The organism is Microbulbifer okhotskensis, from assembly GCF_023895975.1.
Taxonomy (GTDB): Bacteria; Pseudomonadota; Gammaproteobacteria; order Pseudomonadales; family Cellvibrionaceae; genus Microbulbifer; species Microbulbifer okhotskensis.
The window spans coordinates 1-17,277 of record NZ_JALBWM010000089.1 but is presented as its reverse complement, the minus strand read 5'-3'; the positions used below and the strand labels follow the sequence as shown (position 1 = coordinate 17,277).

The following is a 17,277-nucleotide window of genomic DNA, read 5'->3' as shown; positions in this document are numbered from 1 at the left end:
TAGACAAGATAATTACAGTCACGATTTAAGCTGATTTATATGGGACAGCCCTGATTACAGGGGTAATCCAAATCTCAGCATCGAACACCACAAAGAACCTTTCGTTATACACCATTAATTGATCCTGACATTTCTCTTCAAAAATAAACAAAGCTGTTCGCTTACCTTGATCCAGCAGGAAATAGGCAGCCTCTGGATTTGCGGAAGCAATGAAATTATTGATTGCCACCGACATACTATCATCAGCAATAGCTTTATTGCCGGCCTTTGCTGGCATCAGAACCTTCATCAATAGACGCATACAAAATCTTCCTATTCATCACGATTGTTGGGTCAAAACATAGCCCCTGGCCACCAACTTGCGTAGCACCACACGACAATTCATTTTCACAGATCTCTAAGTAGCCACTAAATCGCTGGGGTCACGTCCCTTCATAGATTTGCGTTCTTTCCAACGAATCCATTTCAAGTCTTCAACCATAATTGTATATATTACTGGCACCAGAAATAGTGTGCCGCAAGTCGCTAAAATTAATCCTCCAATCTGCGCAAAACACAGCGGGCGCCATAAAGGGCCACCATGAATCGCCAGTGGCACCAATGCAAAAGTAGTCGCTGCAATAGTGATCAAAATAGGTCGCAGGCGGAGGATACCCGCGTCTAGCAACGCCTCTCGGAAAGGATCTCCCGCAGAGTGGCGCAGCTCAATAAAGTCAAACAGAACAATAATGTGGCTGACGATTACACCTATCAGGCTTACGATTCCCAAAAAGGCCATAAACCCAAACGGTTGACCGGTTATATAAAGTGCAACAAGCGCACCTACCATACCCAGCGGCACCGTGGCAAAAACCACCAGCGGTTTTATCAAATTGCTGAATTGAAATACCAAGGCGAGAAAAATAGCACTGGAGGAAACTGCCATAATCATTAGAAGTTGAATAAAACCATGCTGAGAACTCGCTGCATCGCCAGAAGTTTGCAACTGATAACCACTAGGTAGGGAGTTCGAAAATTCTTTTAGATCTTTTCCTACATCTGCCATTATGTCTGATGAAACAAATCCAGCATAAGGGAATCCATACACAGTAATTGTGCGGAATTTTTCCAATCGGTTAATGCGCTCTGTCGAAAAATCAATCGAAGTGGTTGCCACCTGCCTGAGTGGCACATGGACGTCGCTATCCGCCGCAAAGATATAGAGATTATTGACGTCTTGCAGCTGCCCCCGCTCTGTCAGACGCAATCGTGCAACAATCGGGATTTCTTTATCCCCTTGCCGCAAAGTATCCACTGCTGTACCCGTGAATCCGGTCGATGACGCTAATGCGATATCAGCATTCGTAACCCCCGACATACTGGCTCGGTCTTCGAGCACATTCATATTTAGTACCAAGCTTTCACCGGCCCAGTCCGAACGAACCGTTCGAGCATAGGAAGATCTCTCAACAATATCACGGACTTTACTGGCATATTGACGCAAAAGGGCTATATCTTCTTGCTCCTCTTCCGAACCTACAGTCACACGACCGGAAACCCTTATTTCGAAGGGATAAGTGACCGTGCTTGTCTGCAGTTGTCGGACATCCAGATAGGCCCCAGGAATATTAGCGGTTAGCGCCTGCTGGATCATCGGTGTGAGTACCGGGGTCAAATTTTTATCGCTCAGGCGAATGATGATTTGACCATAATTGGGCTGTTTTTGTTGCGGATTAATGGTGAACCAGAAACGTGGTGCACCACTGCCCAGAGTCGTACTTAGCGCTTCCAGAATCGGCTTATCTTTAGCTTTTCGGTGCTTGCGCTGATACTCTTCTATGGTTTCCATGATTACCCGCTCAGCAGACTTCGCCACGGTATTAGTTGCATTAATACTGGCATCATTTTGCAGCCAAATATCCACGTAGGAGAGATATTGTACATCCGCGGGAAAGAATGCATTTTTAAGTTGTGATTTAATAACTACTCCCAGAACCAGTAAAGCCAAAACAATTAATAACACGATTTTTCTATTATCAATAGCCCAGTTCGCGGCCCGGTAGTAGCGGCCTGTCAACCCTTCTTTTCGTCGTGTTTCCAAACTTCTCTCCGCCCGTTCTGGTGGACGTAAAATGGAATTTCCGAGAAACGGAAGGAAGGTCATTGAAACTATACGCGATGCCACCAACGCACAGGCCATGACAATGGGGAGACTGTGCAAAAAATCCCCTTGATTACCGGTTAGCAAAAGGAATGGCAAATAGGCCACAACATTAGTTAAAGTCGCAAAGAAAATCGCTTTTGCCAATAGCGTTGGCCCCAGCCAAGCGGAGATCAATGAGGGTTTGCCTGCGGCCATCTGTCGCTTGATAGCATCGCTGGCAACGACCGGATCATCGACCAGGAGGCCCAATGCAATAATCAGTGCAGCAATGGAAACCTGTTGAATATCTACTCCCATCGCCTGAATAAAGCCAAAGGTCATTGCCAACGTAATAGGAATGGAGATCATTAAAAGTACGGCAGAGCGCCAATCAGAAAATCCAATAAAGGCAATAATGACTACCAGGATAATCGCTTCGACCAACGCTTCTAAAAACAGGCTGACACTTTCCCTGACTTGGCGCGGCTGATCCGACACTCGCTCAATAATCAGATCTTTAGGTAAATCAACCTTGACTCGCTCAAGCACTTTGTCCAGATCCCGACCAAGCTGACCTATCTGCCTGCCATCCAACATCTGCACAGAGAGATTGATACTGCGGCTGCGCTGCCATTGGCCATCTTTCCCCCGATTCAAATAATAGTTAAGCAGTGGCGGAGGGGTTTGGTACCCCATAATGACATCCACAATCCCACGCAAATAAATAGGTGTGCCCTCATGGCTGAGCGTTACGGGGACATCAGCAATTTGCTGGTGATTGATAAAATCACCACTGGGCATTATGGCGATGTCCATATTATCCGCGAGAATTGTGCCGCCGGGAATGGTGGTATTGCGGGCATTCAGAATTGGGGCGATCATATCCGGTCGCAGCCCATAAGATGCCAATCTCTCCTGGGAATAAACCAAATTAACTTCCTGAGTTAGCACACCGGAACGGAGTACCCTCTTCACCTCCGGAATCGCTCTAATATTGGAAGCAATTAGGTCTGAAAAATCGTCGAGCTGCCGATAGCTGTATTTGGCACCGGCCACTTTAGCCAGTTGCGCCCGCGTATTGGCGATATCACGTACAATAAAAGGTTTCCAGGCATCGGGGAAAAATCTCTGTGCGCTCAACTTATCCGTTAAGTAACGGTCTGTTACAGTTAGCAAATCGCTATCACTTCGACTCGAAGCGAAATCCACCCCCATATAGCCAGAACCATTTAGCACTTCAAAATCAGAACCATAGCCTTCCGCTCTGAGCCAGTCAGCAAAGAGCCACAACCCTGATGAGGAGTATGTCTCCGCCTGCGACAAGGGGAGTGCCACCATAATACTCACTCGCTCAACACGGCTCGGTTTCTTCCCGCGAATTTCCGCAATGCCCTCTCGAATATCCTCCGCACGAAGGGTGATATCCGTGGCGCCCACACGGGGACTTGCCACGGCCAGCAGCACTGCTGCCGTATCACCAAACTCTGAATTAAGGGAAATTCTGCCCGCTCCAGTGGGTAACTGATCCTGTGCATCAATCAGCTTAAGATTGAGATCGTTAAATGCCTTGGTGACATCAGTTTTCGGGGCCAGCTGTGCCTGGACCATTGACACGCCATTAAGCGTCAGAGACTTTATCCCAAAGGTTCTCGAGTCAGGCTCATGCAAATACTCACTCTGAGCAATGGCCTCTTCAACTTTGCGGGTGACCAGCTCCTCGACCCTCATTGCACTCTGCCCTGGCCACTGCGTCGTCGCCATAGCGATACGTACAGGGATATCTGGGTCTTTGCTTTTAGGCATCATTAGATAGGCAAACAACCCCCACAACATAACCGTCACTAATAACACACTGGAAATACTGGGGTTATCTACAAAGAAACGTGCCGTGTTAAAGCGGTGGTGACTCTCCGCCTCAACAATCTCTGCGCGCTCTTTCTCGTCCTGACCTGCCATCTCCTAGCCCTCAAGGCACAACGACTACCGCTTCACCATCTCTTAATTGTGCCGCTCCTGTGGACACGACCCGGTCTCCAATTGTCAACCCTTCCTGTATCACAACGCTATTTCCGACTACTTGCCCAGGAAGCACTCTTCTCAATTGAACATTCAAACTGTCCTTTTCAGGTACCAGTACAAAGACCGCAAATCCTTGCTCTTCTGTTGGATGCGCCACAAGACAGGATAAGGGGATTACCACGCGATTCCGCGGTATTCGCAACTTATCCAGAGTCAGAGACATAACCATTCCAACCCTGAGCAAAGCCTGGGGGTTATCGACGGTAACCGTTATCGAAAATACCCGTGTACGGGAATCTGCCATGGGAGAAACTTCGGTAATCATCCCTTTGAAAATTCTGTCCAGTAGTGATTCGGTGCGAAGGGAAACCACACTCCCGAGGGGGGCGTAACTCAAGACTACATCAGGTACGGTAAACACCACCTTCACTCGAGAAATATCTGCCACTACGAAACCAACTGTTTCCGAGCGAACTAAAGTGCCCACTTCAATTTTTCGCTGTAAAATTATTCCGGTAAGAGGTGATCTCAGTACGGTATCCCGCAACTCTTCTTTGGCGCGATCCAAGTGCGCCTCAGTGCCCACCACGCTGGCTTGTGCGACCTCATACTCCTCTCGTGCCGAATCGTATTCCGGTGCGGTAATACTGGCGGTGGAAAAAAGAGCGGTCGCGCGCTTGTAATCAAGATCCGCCTTACGTCGCACAGCCTCCGCTTTACTGACGTTCGCAGCCGCCTCCACCACGCGATCCCGGTACTGTTCATCATTAATCTTGGCGAGAATTTCCTGATCCCGAACATAGTCACCCGCCTGAAGAATTCGGGTTTGCTTCAGTGCCTTGCGCTGGGGGATAGCCTGGACATAGCCATCAGTGCGAAATGCCACTTCGACCCGGGTATAGGGATTAACTACTGCAGAATAGGGATATCCGGCCGCACTAGCCTGTACGTGAGCGACAAAGACCTCGACCGGCGTCGGTTTTTTGCTGGGAGGCTCACCGTGGCAACCAGCCAAGATTAACAAGACGGTAAGGTAGACGCGGATAAAGCGCATTTATCACACCTCGCCTACGGACCTTTCGTATTCCGCCAGCGCCCCCCACACCGAGAGTACTGCACGGTTGTAATCACTATTTGCTCGATCAAGCTGTTTCTCTGCTTCAAGAACATCTGTCAAAAGAGCCGATTGTTCGCGATATCGATTCATCATCACACGTACTTTTTCCCGATAGGCGACCTGTAATTGCCGCGCAACGCCTACCGATTCCTGGGACGTACGCAAGCGACGTAAGCTGTCACGCACCTCTATTTCAATTCGATACCTTACTTCCCCCGTCTTTTTTTCCGCCTCCATAATTTTGCTGGCTCGACTGGCCAATTCATCACGCTTTCGGCCCCAGTCAAAAAACTCCCACCGCATTTCCAATGAAACATATGCTTCCGCATCAGGAATTAAACTGACGTCATACAATTTGATATATTCAATATTAAGATCCACTTCGGGAATATATTCTGATTTTTTAACATCGTAGCTATATTCTGCTCGTTCAATAGAAAGCTCCGATTCAATCAGATCGGGACGCTGCTCAAAGGCCAACCCCAACGAAGTTTCAACGTCAAAAGTCACCTGATGAGGATTCGGCAGCCCCTGAATATTAAAAGGAGTCTCCACAGACCTGCCCATCAGTGCGTTTAAACGCTCCTTCGTCGTTTCCATTTCATCCACAAGCCGCTGCCGCTCCAGCTTGCGCTGAGCTAACCGCGCGCGCACATCCAAAAGCTCATATTCCAAGGCGACCTGCTGGGCCACGTAATTCCCCACCAGCTCATTGAGGGAGGACAAAAAAAGAATGGCTTCATCGACAGCCTGCAATTCACCCAGGATTCTACCAATCTCGTAATACTGCACCTTGGTGAGATAACCCACATCCTGCTGTACCAGGCGAACCTTCTCCTCCGCCATCTCGGTAACCACATACCCTTCACAAATCTCCAGTTCTATGGTGTACAAGCGGGTTATGGGTTGGGTTGCCCCCACAGAAAAGGCCTTGGTGACACCCTCTTCTGAAGTGATTTCAATATTGCGAGGGGGGATAGGACCAACGGGAGAGTTTTGTACCCAGACTCCACGATCAAACGTATATTTTTGCCGGGTCAGGTTGTCGATGATACCCGCTTTCATTTCCAGGCGTGGATAGCGCCGCGTTTTTAGAGCCTCCACGTCATCCCAAACCTCATTGACCTCCAGTGCTGCCACTTGAACCCGCAAATTTTCCGTCACCGCAAGATCGACCGCCTCCTCCAGCGTCAACACCGGCTCACTGGCATAACCCCAGGCTCCACCGCCAGTCAGTAATATTGCGAGTGCGCACTCGAACAACGGTCACCCCTGTTTCCAGCAACAATTCAAATCTGCTCACTTCGCAAATAATTTAAAGATCGAGTAAGTATATCTGCTGACAGCCATAGGCTGAGCTGGCGTGTCCAGTCTGGCGGAATCCTGATTTTAAACTTCGCCGATATTTACTTAATTCATAAACGCGAAGTTTTTTATATAAATCTTTGGCGACTGAGCATCCCCTTTGTGGCTTTATTTTCTGCAAGCTTGACTTCTCAGTCCTCACCCTCAACTCCCCTCACCCCATTAACAGGCTGCTGAGAAAGCGCCGTGTGAGCCTGAATTTACGGTGGAGTCCGCAAAAACAGCCCCTGCACCGCCAAAATGAAGTATCACCTGTCGGCGTCCTTTAGCTAGGCTAAGAAATGGCGGCAATCAAAACCGTGCTTCTTTGGTTCCGTGGATGACCCTATGGCGGTGAAATTTCTTCCTATTGCAATTATTGCGGCATGCACCATCGGTGTGGTCGGGGCACTCAGTTTGTTGTTTTATTTTGACCTGGATGATCGGGTGATTGAGCTGATGCAGTGGCTCAATGATCGGGGGTGGCAAACCAGCTTACTGTTTATTCTGGTTGTTGCTGCCGCCATTATTTTCCTTCTTCCCGGCGTAATTTTTACAATGGGCGCGGGTTTTGTATTTGGCGTGATCAAAGGAACCCTATTGGTTTTGGCCGGCACCGTACTGGGGGCGACCCTGGCTTTTCTTATTGCTCGCTACCTCTTGGGGGAGAAGCCCTCCCGCTGGGTTATGTCGCATATCAAGCCGGCCACTGTCGGTGAAGTCATTCGCCGTGAAGGCTGGCAAATGATCATGTTGACCCGCTTGGTTCCTTTATTTCCCTTCAAATTATCGAACTACTTTTTTGGGCTGACTCCGGTTCGGTTGCGGGATTTTATCCTTGGCAATGCACTCGGCGTCATCCCGCTCACATTGCACAACGTTTACATCGGCTCAATCGCCGCAGACCTGACATCCCTGGGCAAGGTCGAGGGACGGACGCCGGTGCAATGGGGCTTCTATATTGCGGGTTTTGCCCTTGCCGTCATCGCGTTGATCGGGCTCACACGTATGGCTCGTCGTGCACTGAAAAGAATTATGAAAGAAGAGGATCTGTAATGCCTTGGATGAAATGGCTACCTTGGCGTTTTTTCGTGCGCCGCTTTGCCACCGCTCATGGTTTTCTCGATCCACTCACACTGGTCGCGCGCCTGCAACGTTTTGCAGAGCCTTCAGAAGTCAGCGAACCCATAGAGTTACTGCGGGCAGGCGCCGTATTCCACGCCCGCGCACTGATTAACAGCAAAGTGATTCAGCATAACCTGGACTGGGTATGGCCCTACTGGATTCAGCGTCAGTTCGACCCCTATGACAAGTCGTTTATTCCTCGGGCCTTTTCCATCAGCCACTGTAATCTCAGCCACCGTAACTGGACTGCGGTGGGGGTCCCGGATTGCGAAGAGCTTCCCGTGGTGGACCCTCGCGGGTTGCTCACGCCGCACTATGACGGCTGGTCCATTGATACCTGGGTAATCAGTGACCAGGGTGCAGAACTGATCCCTTCAACCCTTAAGTATTGCAACCAGCACCAAGAACTCGGTGACAATATCGCGGTGGTCACCGAGTCCCATCACAAGGGTATGAAGCTGCGCAATCACATATCTGCGGAGCTATTAAAAGGGCGCCCACGCTGCGTGTTAAAGCTGAATGCGCAATGCCCAGGCGGGGGCTGGCTGATGGTGGTATTGCGCCCCTGCAATCCCGAGGGCATCAGCTTTGTGCACAAGGTGCGCTTGGATGACAGCGGCCGCCGTTGGCTTATTGAAGACAAACCCGCTGTGGAGTTTGGGCAACCGGTCGACAAGCATTTGGCCTCCAATTACAAAGGCGGCGATATTTACTTGCACTTGCGGGATGAGGAATGCCGCCGGGAAGGATTGTGCAATGTAGGTATGGCCTCTGCTGCGGCCATGTTCCGTATCGAAGATCGCAAGCCGCGAGTGGTGGATGTCTCTATTCCACTGGCTATCGAAGAGCCGCCACAGAAATCATCGGTGTGCTGGGAGAAGGCCCTTGAGGGACACTGCGCACTTACTATACCAGATGCCAAATTTCAGTTTCTCTATGATTCTGCCATTCGCACATTAATCCTGCACTCCCCCAAAGATGTTTATCCCGGGCCTTATACCTACAAGCGCTTCTGGTTCCGGGATGCCGCTTTTATGATCCAATCACTGCTCTTTGCCGGGCTGATCAGCCGTGCGGAGAGAGCCCTGGACCAGTTTGCCCACCGACAAAAGCGGGATGGTTTCTTCCACTCCCAAGATGGCGAGTGGGATTCCAATGGCGAAGCTCTGTGGATATTCAATCTCTATTGCGAACAGGCCAACAAGCCCCTAAAACAGGCCTGGTGCGAACCCATTGTGAAAGGTGCCAAGTGGATTATCGGCAAGCGGCTGCCGATGGATGGCAGTCTTTGTGGCGGCTTGTTGCCAGCCGGTTTCAGTGCCGAGCATCTGGGGCCCAACGACTGCTACTACTGGGACGACTTCTGGGGCGTTGCCGGTCTTCACAGCGCCGCAAGCATTTGTACCCGCGAGGGTATGGATGATGATGCCCACCGCTTCAAGACCGCCGCCAATGATTTTCAGCGCACTATCGATAACAGCCTGCAGGGAGTACAGCAGCGTTTGGGCCGTGCTGCCATGCCCGCATCGCCAAACCGCCGACTGGATGCTGGGGCCATTGGTTCTATCGCCGCCGGTTATCCTTTGCAACTGTATCCGCCCGATGATCCGCGCCTTCAGGATCTTACCGAGTACCTGATGGATAACTGCTTCGTCAGCGGTGGCTTCTTCCAGGATATGATCCACTCAGGCATCAATGCCTACCTCACCCTGCATATTGCCCAGGTACTGTTGCGCGCCGGAGACCCACGTTGCCTAGCGTTGATGCGAAGTGTGGCAGATCTGGCATCGCCTACAGGGCAGTGGCCCGAAGCCATCCACCCCCACTCTCTGGGTGGCTGTATGGGGGATGGCCAACACGCCTGGGCAGCCGCTGAATGGGTGGCGATGCAACGCAACTGCTTTGTCCGCGAGGAACAAGACGCGCTGGTTCTTATTTCCGGCCTACCGCCGGAGTGGCTCAAGGAAACCGATTCACAAGAGCCCATCCGTTTTGGCCCCGCCCCTACCCGGTTTGGGCTCATCACCTTGGAAATTAACCCTGGGACCACGCCCAAGGTCACCTGGGCCGCCGATTGGCATGGTAAGCCTCCGGCAATTGCCGTTAAACCTATCGGCTTCAAACCTGTCCTGGTATCTGAGGGGGTTCGCAGTGTGGAGTTGAACGCTCAGTGAATATTGTCATGCTGACTAATACGTACCTACCCCACGTTGGTGGCGTGGCACACTCCGTATCGGCTTTCGGCGACGAATACCGAAAGCTTGGTCACAAAGTACTTGTGATAGCGCCTGAGTTCGCACAAAAGATTACTGGCGAAGAGCATGTCCTGAGGATACCTGCTATCCAGAATTTTAATGGCACCGATTTTTCTATGGCGCTCCCGTTTTCAGGTGTGCTCAATGAGGCGCTAGACGAATTTCGCCCAGATATCATCCACGCTCACCACCCATTTCTTTTAGGCCTGACAGCTCTGCGAATTTCTCGGGAACGAGAGCTGCCCCTGGTGTTCACTCACCACACCTTGTACGAGCATTACACTCACAATTTGCTGGCAAATTCACAAGTGCTCAAACGCTTTGTAGTGGAAGTGGCCACCCGCTATGCCAACAAAGCCACCCTGGTGCTGGCCCCGAGTCTGAGTATCGTGAAGCTATTGCGACAGCGCGGAGTGCAGACTCCAATCGCCGAGGTGCCCACAGGCGTGCGTCCAGAGCAGTATATCCACGGTTGCGGCGATAAAATCAGGCGGCAGTTTGGGATTCCCCCCACAGCTTTTGTTCTGGGGCATTTGGGACGATTCGGACAGGAGAAAAATCTGATTTTTCTGTGCCGGGCCGTCGCTACGTTCCTGCAGGAACAACCAGCTGCGCACTTTATCCTCGCCGGCAGCGGCCCCATGGAAAACGAGTTGCAGCAGTTTTTCTTAGACAGGAATCTAATATCGCGTGTGCATATGCCGGGAAAAGTCATCGGCAATGCGCGCCAGGATATCTACAGTGCAATGGATACTTTTTTATTTTCTTCCACCACAGAAACCCAAGGCTTGGTCTTGTCCGAAGCAATGGCATCTGGCGTACCAGTAATTGCCCTGGAAGCAAACGGAACAAGAGACATGCTAAGGCAATGCCTCAACGGTCGCCTTGTTGCTAAAGAAACCCTCACCGATTTTACTGCCGCTATACGCTGGCTACATGAACTCTTACCCATCCACCGTCGAGCTCTGATTGCCGAAGCTCGTTCAACTGCCAAGGACTTTTCCATGCAGAGTTGCGCCCAGCGTGCACTGGATCTTTACCTGCCATTGGTCCGCTACAGTTGGCCGCTGGACAATTCAATTTATGCCCGGTGTATAAGGAAAGGAAAATTAATCAGCACTCAGTGGGAAATTTTCGAAGGCTTTACCGAAGCCGCCGGAGCCGCCTTGAATCAGTCTGACAGGCTATGAACCAGCAACAATGCTAAGCCGTATCGGACTGTCAATCAGGCGCTGGCGTCGCCGCTTCAGCCGCAGTGAGTGGATTACTCACCTTCTCGGCCTATCCACCAGCCAGCAAAGCTCCCATGCCCCCGGCCTGGTTTTGATTCAGATCGACGGACTGGCCTATCCCGAGCTGTTGAAAGCCCTCGCACGCGGGCGCATGCCATTTCTGAAACGCTTGATCAGAAAAGAGCACTATCGTCTGGAACATATGTATCCGGGCGTGCCCTCAACTACTCCAGCAGTGCAAGCAGAACTTTTTTACGGCGTACGACAGGCCGTACCCGCTTTTGGTTTTTTAGTTCACGAAACACAAAAGCTCGGGCGCATGTACGATCCAGAAGTTGCCGCGCTGGTAGAAAAAAGAATCAATACCCAGCAACGCGATCCGCTCTTAAGAGGCGGGAGCTGTTACCTCAGCCTGTTTAAGGCCGGGACTAAAACTGGCGAAGCACATTTTTGCCCGGCAGACCAGGGCTGGGGGCCCGCCCTACGCAAAGCGAGCCCAATGACAATTGCCGTATTAATCATCACCAATATCTGGAGCCTGTTTCGCACAGCCGGCCTGATTATTATTGAACTGATCCTGTCGGTGATCGATTGCATCCGTGGAATTATTGCCGGCCAAAACCTGCTTAAGGAATTGATGTTTATCCCAACACGGGTCGCCATCACTATTCTCACCCGCGAGCTTTGCACGATGGGGGTCAAGGTGGATATCACCCGAGGCCTGCCAATTATTTATATCAATCTTCTTGGCTACGATGAGCAATCCCACCGGCGCGGCCCCAAATCGGCTTTTGCCCACTGGGTACTAAAGGGCATCGACAGTGCCATAGCGCGAATATGGTACGCCGCCCACAGCTCAGAACGCCGCCATTATGATGTGTGGATATTCTCAGATCACGGTCAGGAACAAACCCTGGCCTACGAAGAGGTCAATGGGCGCAGCCTCGGCGATGCGCTGTCTGAAGCGCTTTCAAGCTTGCCATCAGCACCACAAATCCAGCCCACCACCATTCCCAAAAAAATCCGCTTTGAAAGGTCCCGCTTATTCGGTAGCGAGTGGATGGACAAGAATAGTGTTGAGCAAGAAACGGCTGAAGGTGAAGACACAGCCCCAACGGCCGTGGCAGCACTCGGTCCTATCGCCATGCTCTACAACATCGATCTTGAAGGGTCAAGCCGAGCAGATGCGGCGAAGATGATGGTGGAGCAGGCCAAAGTACCCTTAGTGCTCTATCTGGAAGACCCGAACTCCCCGGCATCCTCGCCCGTGCGCGGTTGGTGGAAGGATGGGCCTATTGCGCTTCCCGCTGATGGCCGTAAGATCATGGGAGATGAACACCCCTACCCGGATCAAGCCGCAGAAGACATGGCCAGTCTGTGCCGACACCCGGATTCCGGTGACTTCATGATGTACGGCTGGTGCGCCGGTATGCGCCAGCCAATGACTTTCGCCATGGAGAACGGCAGTCATGGCGGCTCGGGCCCTAACGAAACACACGCCTTCGCACTAATGCCGGAAGATATCCAACCGCCAGACTCAAAACTCGGCTACTGGCGCCCCCAGGACTTGCGCTCGACTGCCCGCGCCTACCTTCGCGGCGCACGCCCCATGAAGGTAGAGACCCACAAAGCGCCGCAGAAAATCCTTCGTATCATGACCTACAACGTCCACAGCTGCCGCGGTCTCGATGGCAAGCTGTCACCTCAGCGTATCGCCCGGGTTATCGCCCGCTATCGACCCGATGTCGTAGCCCTGCAGGAACTGGACGTGATGCGCAAGCGCACCGGCGGCCTCGACCAAGCCGAAAGACTGGCCCGCCTGCTGGCCATGGACCTACACTTTCAGCCCACGGTAAGCCTGAAGGAGGAGCACTATGGCGATGCCATCCTCACCCACCTACCGGCACACCTGATCAAAAAAGGCATACTACCTGGCCCCCCTGCCGGCAAAGGGGGGCTATTTAACCCCGCTGCCGACGAGTCTCGCGGCGCGGTATGGGTAGAAATTGAAGCAAATGGCAAGACGATTCAGGTCATCAATACACACCTGGGGCTATCTCGAGCGGAGCGCCTGCGTCAGGTTGATGCCCTGCTAGGCCCCGAATGGCTCAGTAATCCACGCTGTACTGGAGAGCGAGTGCTACTGGGGGACTTTAATGCACTGCCCAATTCCGCAGAGTGCAAGCGCCTGGGAGGCTATCTGCGGGACGCCCAGGAACAGGCCCCCCGCCATACCCCCAAAGGGACTTTCCTGAAGGTACGGATCGATCATATCTTCTTGAGTGCGGGGCTCAATGTGAATAAAGTCCGGGTGCCGAGAACATCTCTGACCCGACAGGCCTCAGACCACCTACCATTGATCGTGGATATCGAACTGTCTACTCGGGGAAAACCATCTTAGAGGACGCCCTTCTTGCTACGGCTGCTCCATGTACCCACACCAGAATCGTGCCCTCAAATTCAGACCGACCTAAGCGATATCACTTGAAAAATGCCTCACAGCCCCCACAATAAGCGAAGAATCTTCGATTAAAACCTTTGAAAATATAGGGTTTTTGTGAATTCATAGAGACTCGCAGACGGACACTTAAAGGGTTTTCCCGACTTGATGGTCCCCACTACGAGCGATATGATTCTCCTATCAACTAATAGCAGGAGTCGCTAAATGCAACCGCAAGCTTATACACAAACCCGCGCACTGGACCGCTCGGAATCGGCGAAGGTGTTGCGCAATACCTATGCCCTATTGGCAATGACCGTTCTTTTCAGTGCTGTCACCGCCGGCATCTCCATGTCCATCGGCATGGGCCGCGGCATGAGCCTGATGTGCTCCCTCGGGGCCCTGGCCTTAATCTGGTTCGTTCTGCCGCGTACCGCCAACTCCGGCGCAGGTGTGGGCGTTGTCTTCGCGTTTACCGGCCTGTTGGGCGCCTCCCTTGGCCCCATGCTCAACCACTACTTGGGCATGGCCGGCGGCGGCCAGATAATAATGCAGGCTCTGGGTACTACTGCTGTCGTTTTCTTTGCCCTGTCTGCCTATGTGCTGACCACCCGCAAGGATTTCAGCTTCATGGGCGGCTTCCTCGCAGTTGGCCTGATTGCGGTACTGGTTTGCTTCCTGGCTGTGATCATCGCTGGCTTTTTCGGTATTCATTTACCGCTGCTTAACGTTGCCCTGAGCGGTGTGGTGGCTCTGCTGATGTCCGGTTTCATCCTGTACAACACCAGCCAAATCATCAACGGTGGCGAGACTAACTACCTGATGGCCACAGCTTCCCTGTACCTGAACATCCTCAACCTGTTCACCAGCCTGCTGCACATCTTCGGATTCGCCTCCGACGACTAAGCAACCGCCCTGTTGAGCAAGTCACAATGCCCCGCCGTGCGGGGCATTTTACTATTTGGCCCCCTATGAAGTTTTCCCTTGCTGTTTACTCCGCCCCACACAGCGCCCAGTCCGCCTCCAGCGCCCTCCGCTTTGCCAAAACCGTTTTGCAACAAGGGCACGAAATTTACCGGGTATTTTTCTACTGTGATGGCGTACAAAACGGCAATGCCACCGCGGCTCCCCCCCAGGATGAAATTGACTTGACTGCCGAATGGCAGGTGCTGGGTCAGCAACACCAGCTGGACCTGGTGATCTGTATTGCCGCAGCCCAGCGGCGCGGGGTACTCAACCAGCGAGAGGCAGAGCGCTTGGAAAGGCCGGCAGCCAATCTGGCAGACGGCTTTGAATTGGCAGGCCTCGGCCAGCTGACCGATGCCGTCGCCAACTCCGACCGCCTGATTACTTTTGGAAGCTGAGCATGAGTATTAAGTCACTGGCCCTATGCCGCACCGCCCCCTACGGCAATGCCCTGGCGCGGGAAGGTATCGAAGCGGTACTGGCAGCGGCGGCAATGGATCAGGCCGTAGACCTGCTGTTTCTCGGCGATGGCGTCTTCCAATTGCTGGACCATCAATCACCTGCGGATATCGGCCAGAAAAGCCTGCGACGCAATTTACAGGCTCTGCCTATGTTTGGCATCGAGCAGTTTTTTGTTTGCGAAAAAAGCCTCGCTGAACGAGAAATCACGCTGGAGCAAATCCAGGTTGCCGGCGCAGAAACCAAGACCGTAAAAGATACCGGCTCATTGATCGCCTCTTACCCCACCGTATTGAGCTTCTGATATGACGTTGCATATTGTCAGTAAATCCCCCTACACCAGTAGCGCTCTCAAGGAATGCCTGGGAGCATTTGCATCGGGCGACGCTCTGCTTCTGATTGAAGATGGCACCTACGTCCTGCGCCACCCAGCCCTGGAAACCCTGCAAAGTGCCGAAATTTACTGCCTGGAAGCAGACGCAGCCGCGCGAGGCCAGCAGCAGCTCGCAGCAACTATGGACAGGGTAGAAATGATCAATGATGCTCGCTGGGTGCAGCTCTGTACCGAGCATCAACCTATAGTCAGCTGGTTTCGGTAACAAAAGATGAGCAACCTAATAGTCAATGGCCGAGAAATCCCTTTGGATAAAGAAGGCTACCTGCGCAACCTCAACGACTGGAGCCGGGACACCGCCCTTCAGCTGGCCAGTGCCGAAGATATTGAGTTGACCGATGAACACTGGCAAATTATCGAACTGTTACAAGGCTTTTACCGCGAGTTTGAGCTATCCCCCGCCATGCGCCCGCTGGTGAAATATATTGCCCAGCATCTGGGTGCAGAAAAAGGCCGCAGTATCTACTTAATGCAGCTGTTTCCCCCCAGCCCAGCAAAAGTGGCCAGTAAAATTGCCGGCTTACCTAAGCCGACCCACTGTTTATAATACCTGCCTTGCCAGGCGTACTTACACCAGCCTGGCCAACTACCCGCCTAAAATACCCGAGCAAAAGCAACCTCTAATCCCCTACTCTAAACTCCTAAAAAAAATAATTGACCCAGCCTGAGCCGATCACCCCGGGAGTCACCCAATGTCTAAATTGCGCTTCGGAGTCATTGGAAGCGGAAGGATTGCCGACTTTACCGCCAGAGCAATCAGTCGCGCCGATAGTGCCTGCCTCTCATCCGTTGCCAGCAAGCACTATGCGCACGCTCAGGACTTCGCCCGCGAACATCATGTAACTGCCTACAAAGACTGGCATTCGTTGCTAGAGGCAGAAGACTTAGATGTCATCTATGTGGCAACCCCCACCGCCCAGCGGGAGGCGATCTGCCTCGCCGCACTGGCCAATCGCAAGCACCTCATCAGTGAAAAACCCTTCCTCAATACCGCCTCACTGAACAGAATTACCGCCCGAGCCCAGGCAGAAGGATTGGCATTTATGGATGCCACTCATTTCACCCACCACCCGCGTACCGCCGAAACCATTAGGCAGCAAACACAGTTCCTGGGGCCAGTAAACCGAATTCACAGTGCCTTTTTTACCCCGATGATGGACCGTGACAATATTCGCTTCGATCCGCACCAAGAACCCACAGGCGCAATAGGCGATATCTGTTGGTACACTATGCGTGCCATCATTGAATTTATGCGCCCTACTGGTGAGGTTAAAACGATTGCCGGGGCCATAAAGCGGGACACTCAAACAGGAACCATTGTCAGCGGCGCAGGCCTGATCGAATTCACGAGTGGGCAAACATCAACATTCGGGTTTGGATACGACGCTGGAGTATGGCAGACAGATCTGGATATTCATGGAGAGCGTGGGCTAATCCAGTTCGATGACTTTGTTTTAGATTGGAGGAATGACATTACTTTCTCCAATCCTGAATATACACCTGAGTTTATTATTGGCCACGAGCAAGCCCTTCCAGGTGAATTCAAACATCAACAAGTGCCCATTAGAAAATCGCAGGAAGTACAAATGATTGAAAATTTCTGCCGCCTGACCCGGCCTAATGCAGATATTGAAAGGTCCCAATCTATCGAGCGGACACAAAAAACCCAGTTATTGATCGACCAGTATTGCCAAGCAGTCGGAATAGCAGTCTAAATCACCCGGTTCAAGCCACCGTAAACTGGGCACAGAGGGTGTAAACAATTCTGTGTAACCGCTCTTGCTAGTGGATTATTGGTAGTCGG

General features: G+C 52.1%; 14 protein-coding genes. 10 read left to right on the top strand and 4 right to left on the bottom strand.

Annotated elements, in window-relative coordinates; genetic code table 11:
• Nucleotides 1-25 precede the first annotated feature (25 nt).
• From MO867_RS16295 to MO867_RS16280, 4 genes are all read right to left on the bottom strand, one after another.
• Nucleotides 26-301, bottom strand: a complete 276-nt coding sequence (locus MO867_RS16295) for a hypothetical protein (RefSeq protein WP_252471043.1) — start codon at nt 299-301, stop codon at nt 26-28.
• A 96-nt stretch (nt 302-397) separates the two neighbouring features.
• Nucleotides 398-4,078 carry an efflux RND transporter permease subunit gene (locus MO867_RS16290; RefSeq protein ID WP_252471041.1) on the bottom strand — a complete coding sequence of 1,227 codons (3,681 nt, stop codon included), beginning with the start codon at nt 4,076-4,078 and terminating at the stop codon, nt 398-400.
• A 10-nt stretch (nt 4,079-4,088) separates the two neighbouring features.
• A complete protein-coding gene (locus MO867_RS16285; RefSeq protein ID WP_252471039.1) occupies nt 4,089-5,195 on the bottom strand; it encodes an efflux RND transporter periplasmic adaptor subunit in 1,107 nt (368 codons plus the stop codon).
• A gap of 3 nt (nt 5,196-5,198) precedes the next feature.
• Nucleotides 5,199-6,521, bottom strand: a complete 1,323-nt coding sequence (locus MO867_RS16280; RefSeq protein WP_252471037.1) for a TolC family protein — start codon at nt 6,519-6,521, stop codon at nt 5,199-5,201.
• A gap of 429 nt (nt 6,522-6,950) precedes the next feature.
• On the opposite strand from MO867_RS16280, the gene MO867_RS16275 reads away from it, so the two are divergent.
• The 10 genes from MO867_RS16275 (at nt 6,951) to MO867_RS16230 (ending at nt 17,188) form a co-directional block, all read left to right on the top strand.
• Nucleotides 6,951-7,658, top strand: coding sequence for a TVP38/TMEM64 family protein (locus tag MO867_RS16275; protein ID WP_252471035.1), 708 nt, complete (start codon nt 6,951-6,953; stop codon nt 7,656-7,658).
• A complete protein-coding gene (locus MO867_RS16270; RefSeq protein ID WP_252471033.1) occupies nt 7,658-9,901 on the top strand; it encodes a hypothetical protein in 2,244 nt (747 codons plus the stop codon). The genes MO867_RS16275 and MO867_RS16270 overlap by 1 nt, the downstream gene beginning before the upstream one ends.
• Before the next feature lie 8 nt (nt 9,902-9,909).
• A complete protein-coding gene (locus MO867_RS16265) occupies nt 9,910-11,172 on the top strand; it encodes a glycosyltransferase (RefSeq protein ID WP_252471031.1) in 1,263 nt (420 codons plus the stop codon).
• A gap of 10 nt (nt 11,173-11,182) precedes the next feature.
• Nucleotides 11,183-13,615, top strand: a complete 2,433-nt coding sequence (locus MO867_RS16260; RefSeq protein ID WP_252471029.1) for an endonuclease/exonuclease/phosphatase family protein — start codon at nt 11,183-11,185, stop codon at nt 13,613-13,615.
• Between the two features lie 264 nt (nt 13,616-13,879).
• On the top strand, nt 13,880-14,560 hold the full coding sequence (locus tag MO867_RS16255; protein ID WP_252471027.1) for a Bax inhibitor-1/YccA family protein: 681 nt from the start codon (nt 13,880-13,882) through the stop codon (nt 14,558-14,560).
• A 65-nt stretch (nt 14,561-14,625) separates the two neighbouring features.
• The gene (gene tusD, locus MO867_RS16250; RefSeq protein WP_252471025.1) at nt 14,626-15,018 is read left to right on the top strand and encodes a sulfurtransferase complex subunit TusD; all 393 of its coding nucleotides are present in this window, start codon (nt 14,626-14,628) and stop codon (nt 15,016-15,018) included.
• Between the two features lie 2 nt (nt 15,019-15,020).
• A complete protein-coding gene (gene tusC / locus MO867_RS16245) occupies nt 15,021-15,383 on the top strand; it encodes a sulfurtransferase complex subunit TusC (protein WP_252471023.1) in 363 nt (120 codons plus the stop codon).
• Between the two features lies 1 nt (nt 15,384).
• Nucleotides 15,385-15,678, top strand: a complete 294-nt coding sequence (gene tusB, locus MO867_RS16240; protein ID WP_252471021.1) for a sulfurtransferase complex subunit TusB — start codon at nt 15,385-15,387, stop codon at nt 15,676-15,678.
• A gap of 6 nt (nt 15,679-15,684) precedes the next feature.
• Nucleotides 15,685-16,020 (top strand): TusE/DsrC/DsvC family sulfur relay protein, encoded by a 336-nt coding sequence (locus MO867_RS16235; RefSeq protein WP_252471019.1) that lies wholly within the window; start codon nt 15,685-15,687, stop codon nt 16,018-16,020.
• 145 nt (nt 16,021-16,165) lie between these two features.
• On the top strand, nt 16,166-17,188 hold the full coding sequence (locus MO867_RS16230; protein WP_252471017.1) for a Gfo/Idh/MocA family protein: 1,023 nt from the start codon (nt 16,166-16,168) through the stop codon (nt 17,186-17,188).
• Nucleotides 17,189-17,277: the final 89 nt, after the last annotated feature.

What these genes read in the sequence shown, in the direction of transcription:
- MO867_RS16295 (WP_252471043.1), bottom strand. Translation starts at nt 301, where the DNA reads ATGCGTCTATTGATGAAGGTTCTGATGCCAGCAAAGGCCGGCAATAAA.
- MO867_RS16290 (WP_252471041.1), bottom strand. Translation starts at nt 4,078, where the DNA reads ATGGCAGGTCAGGACGAGAAAGAGCGCGCAGAGATTGTTGAGGCGGAG.
- MO867_RS16285 (WP_252471039.1), bottom strand. Translation starts at nt 5,195, where the DNA reads ATGCGCTTTATCCGCGTCTACCTTACCGTCTTGTTAATCTTGGCTGGT.
- MO867_RS16275 (WP_252471035.1), top strand. Translation starts at nt 6,951, where the DNA reads ATGGCGGTGAAATTTCTTCCTATTGCAATTATTGCGGCATGCACCATC.
- MO867_RS16270 (WP_252471033.1), top strand. Translation starts at nt 7,658, where the DNA reads ATGCCTTGGATGAAATGGCTACCTTGGCGTTTTTTCGTGCGCCGCTTT.
- MO867_RS16265 (WP_252471031.1), top strand. Translation starts at nt 9,910, where the DNA reads ATGCTGACTAATACGTACCTACCCCACGTTGGTGGCGTGGCACACTCC.
- MO867_RS16260 (WP_252471029.1), top strand. Translation starts at nt 11,183, where the DNA reads ATGCTAAGCCGTATCGGACTGTCAATCAGGCGCTGGCGTCGCCGCTTC.
- MO867_RS16255 (WP_252471027.1), top strand. Translation starts at nt 13,880, where the DNA reads ATGCAACCGCAAGCTTATACACAAACCCGCGCACTGGACCGCTCGGAA.
- tusD (WP_252471025.1), top strand. Translation starts at nt 14,626, where the DNA reads ATGAAGTTTTCCCTTGCTGTTTACTCCGCCCCACACAGCGCCCAGTCC.
- tusC (WP_252471023.1), top strand. Translation starts at nt 15,021, where the DNA reads ATGAGTATTAAGTCACTGGCCCTATGCCGCACCGCCCCCTACGGCAAT.
- tusB (WP_252471021.1), top strand. Translation starts at nt 15,385, where the DNA reads ATGACGTTGCATATTGTCAGTAAATCCCCCTACACCAGTAGCGCTCTC.
- MO867_RS16235 (WP_252471019.1), top strand. Translation starts at nt 15,685, where the DNA reads ATGAGCAACCTAATAGTCAATGGCCGAGAAATCCCTTTGGATAAAGAA.
- MO867_RS16230 (WP_252471017.1), top strand. Translation starts at nt 16,166, where the DNA reads ATGTCTAAATTGCGCTTCGGAGTCATTGGAAGCGGAAGGATTGCCGAC.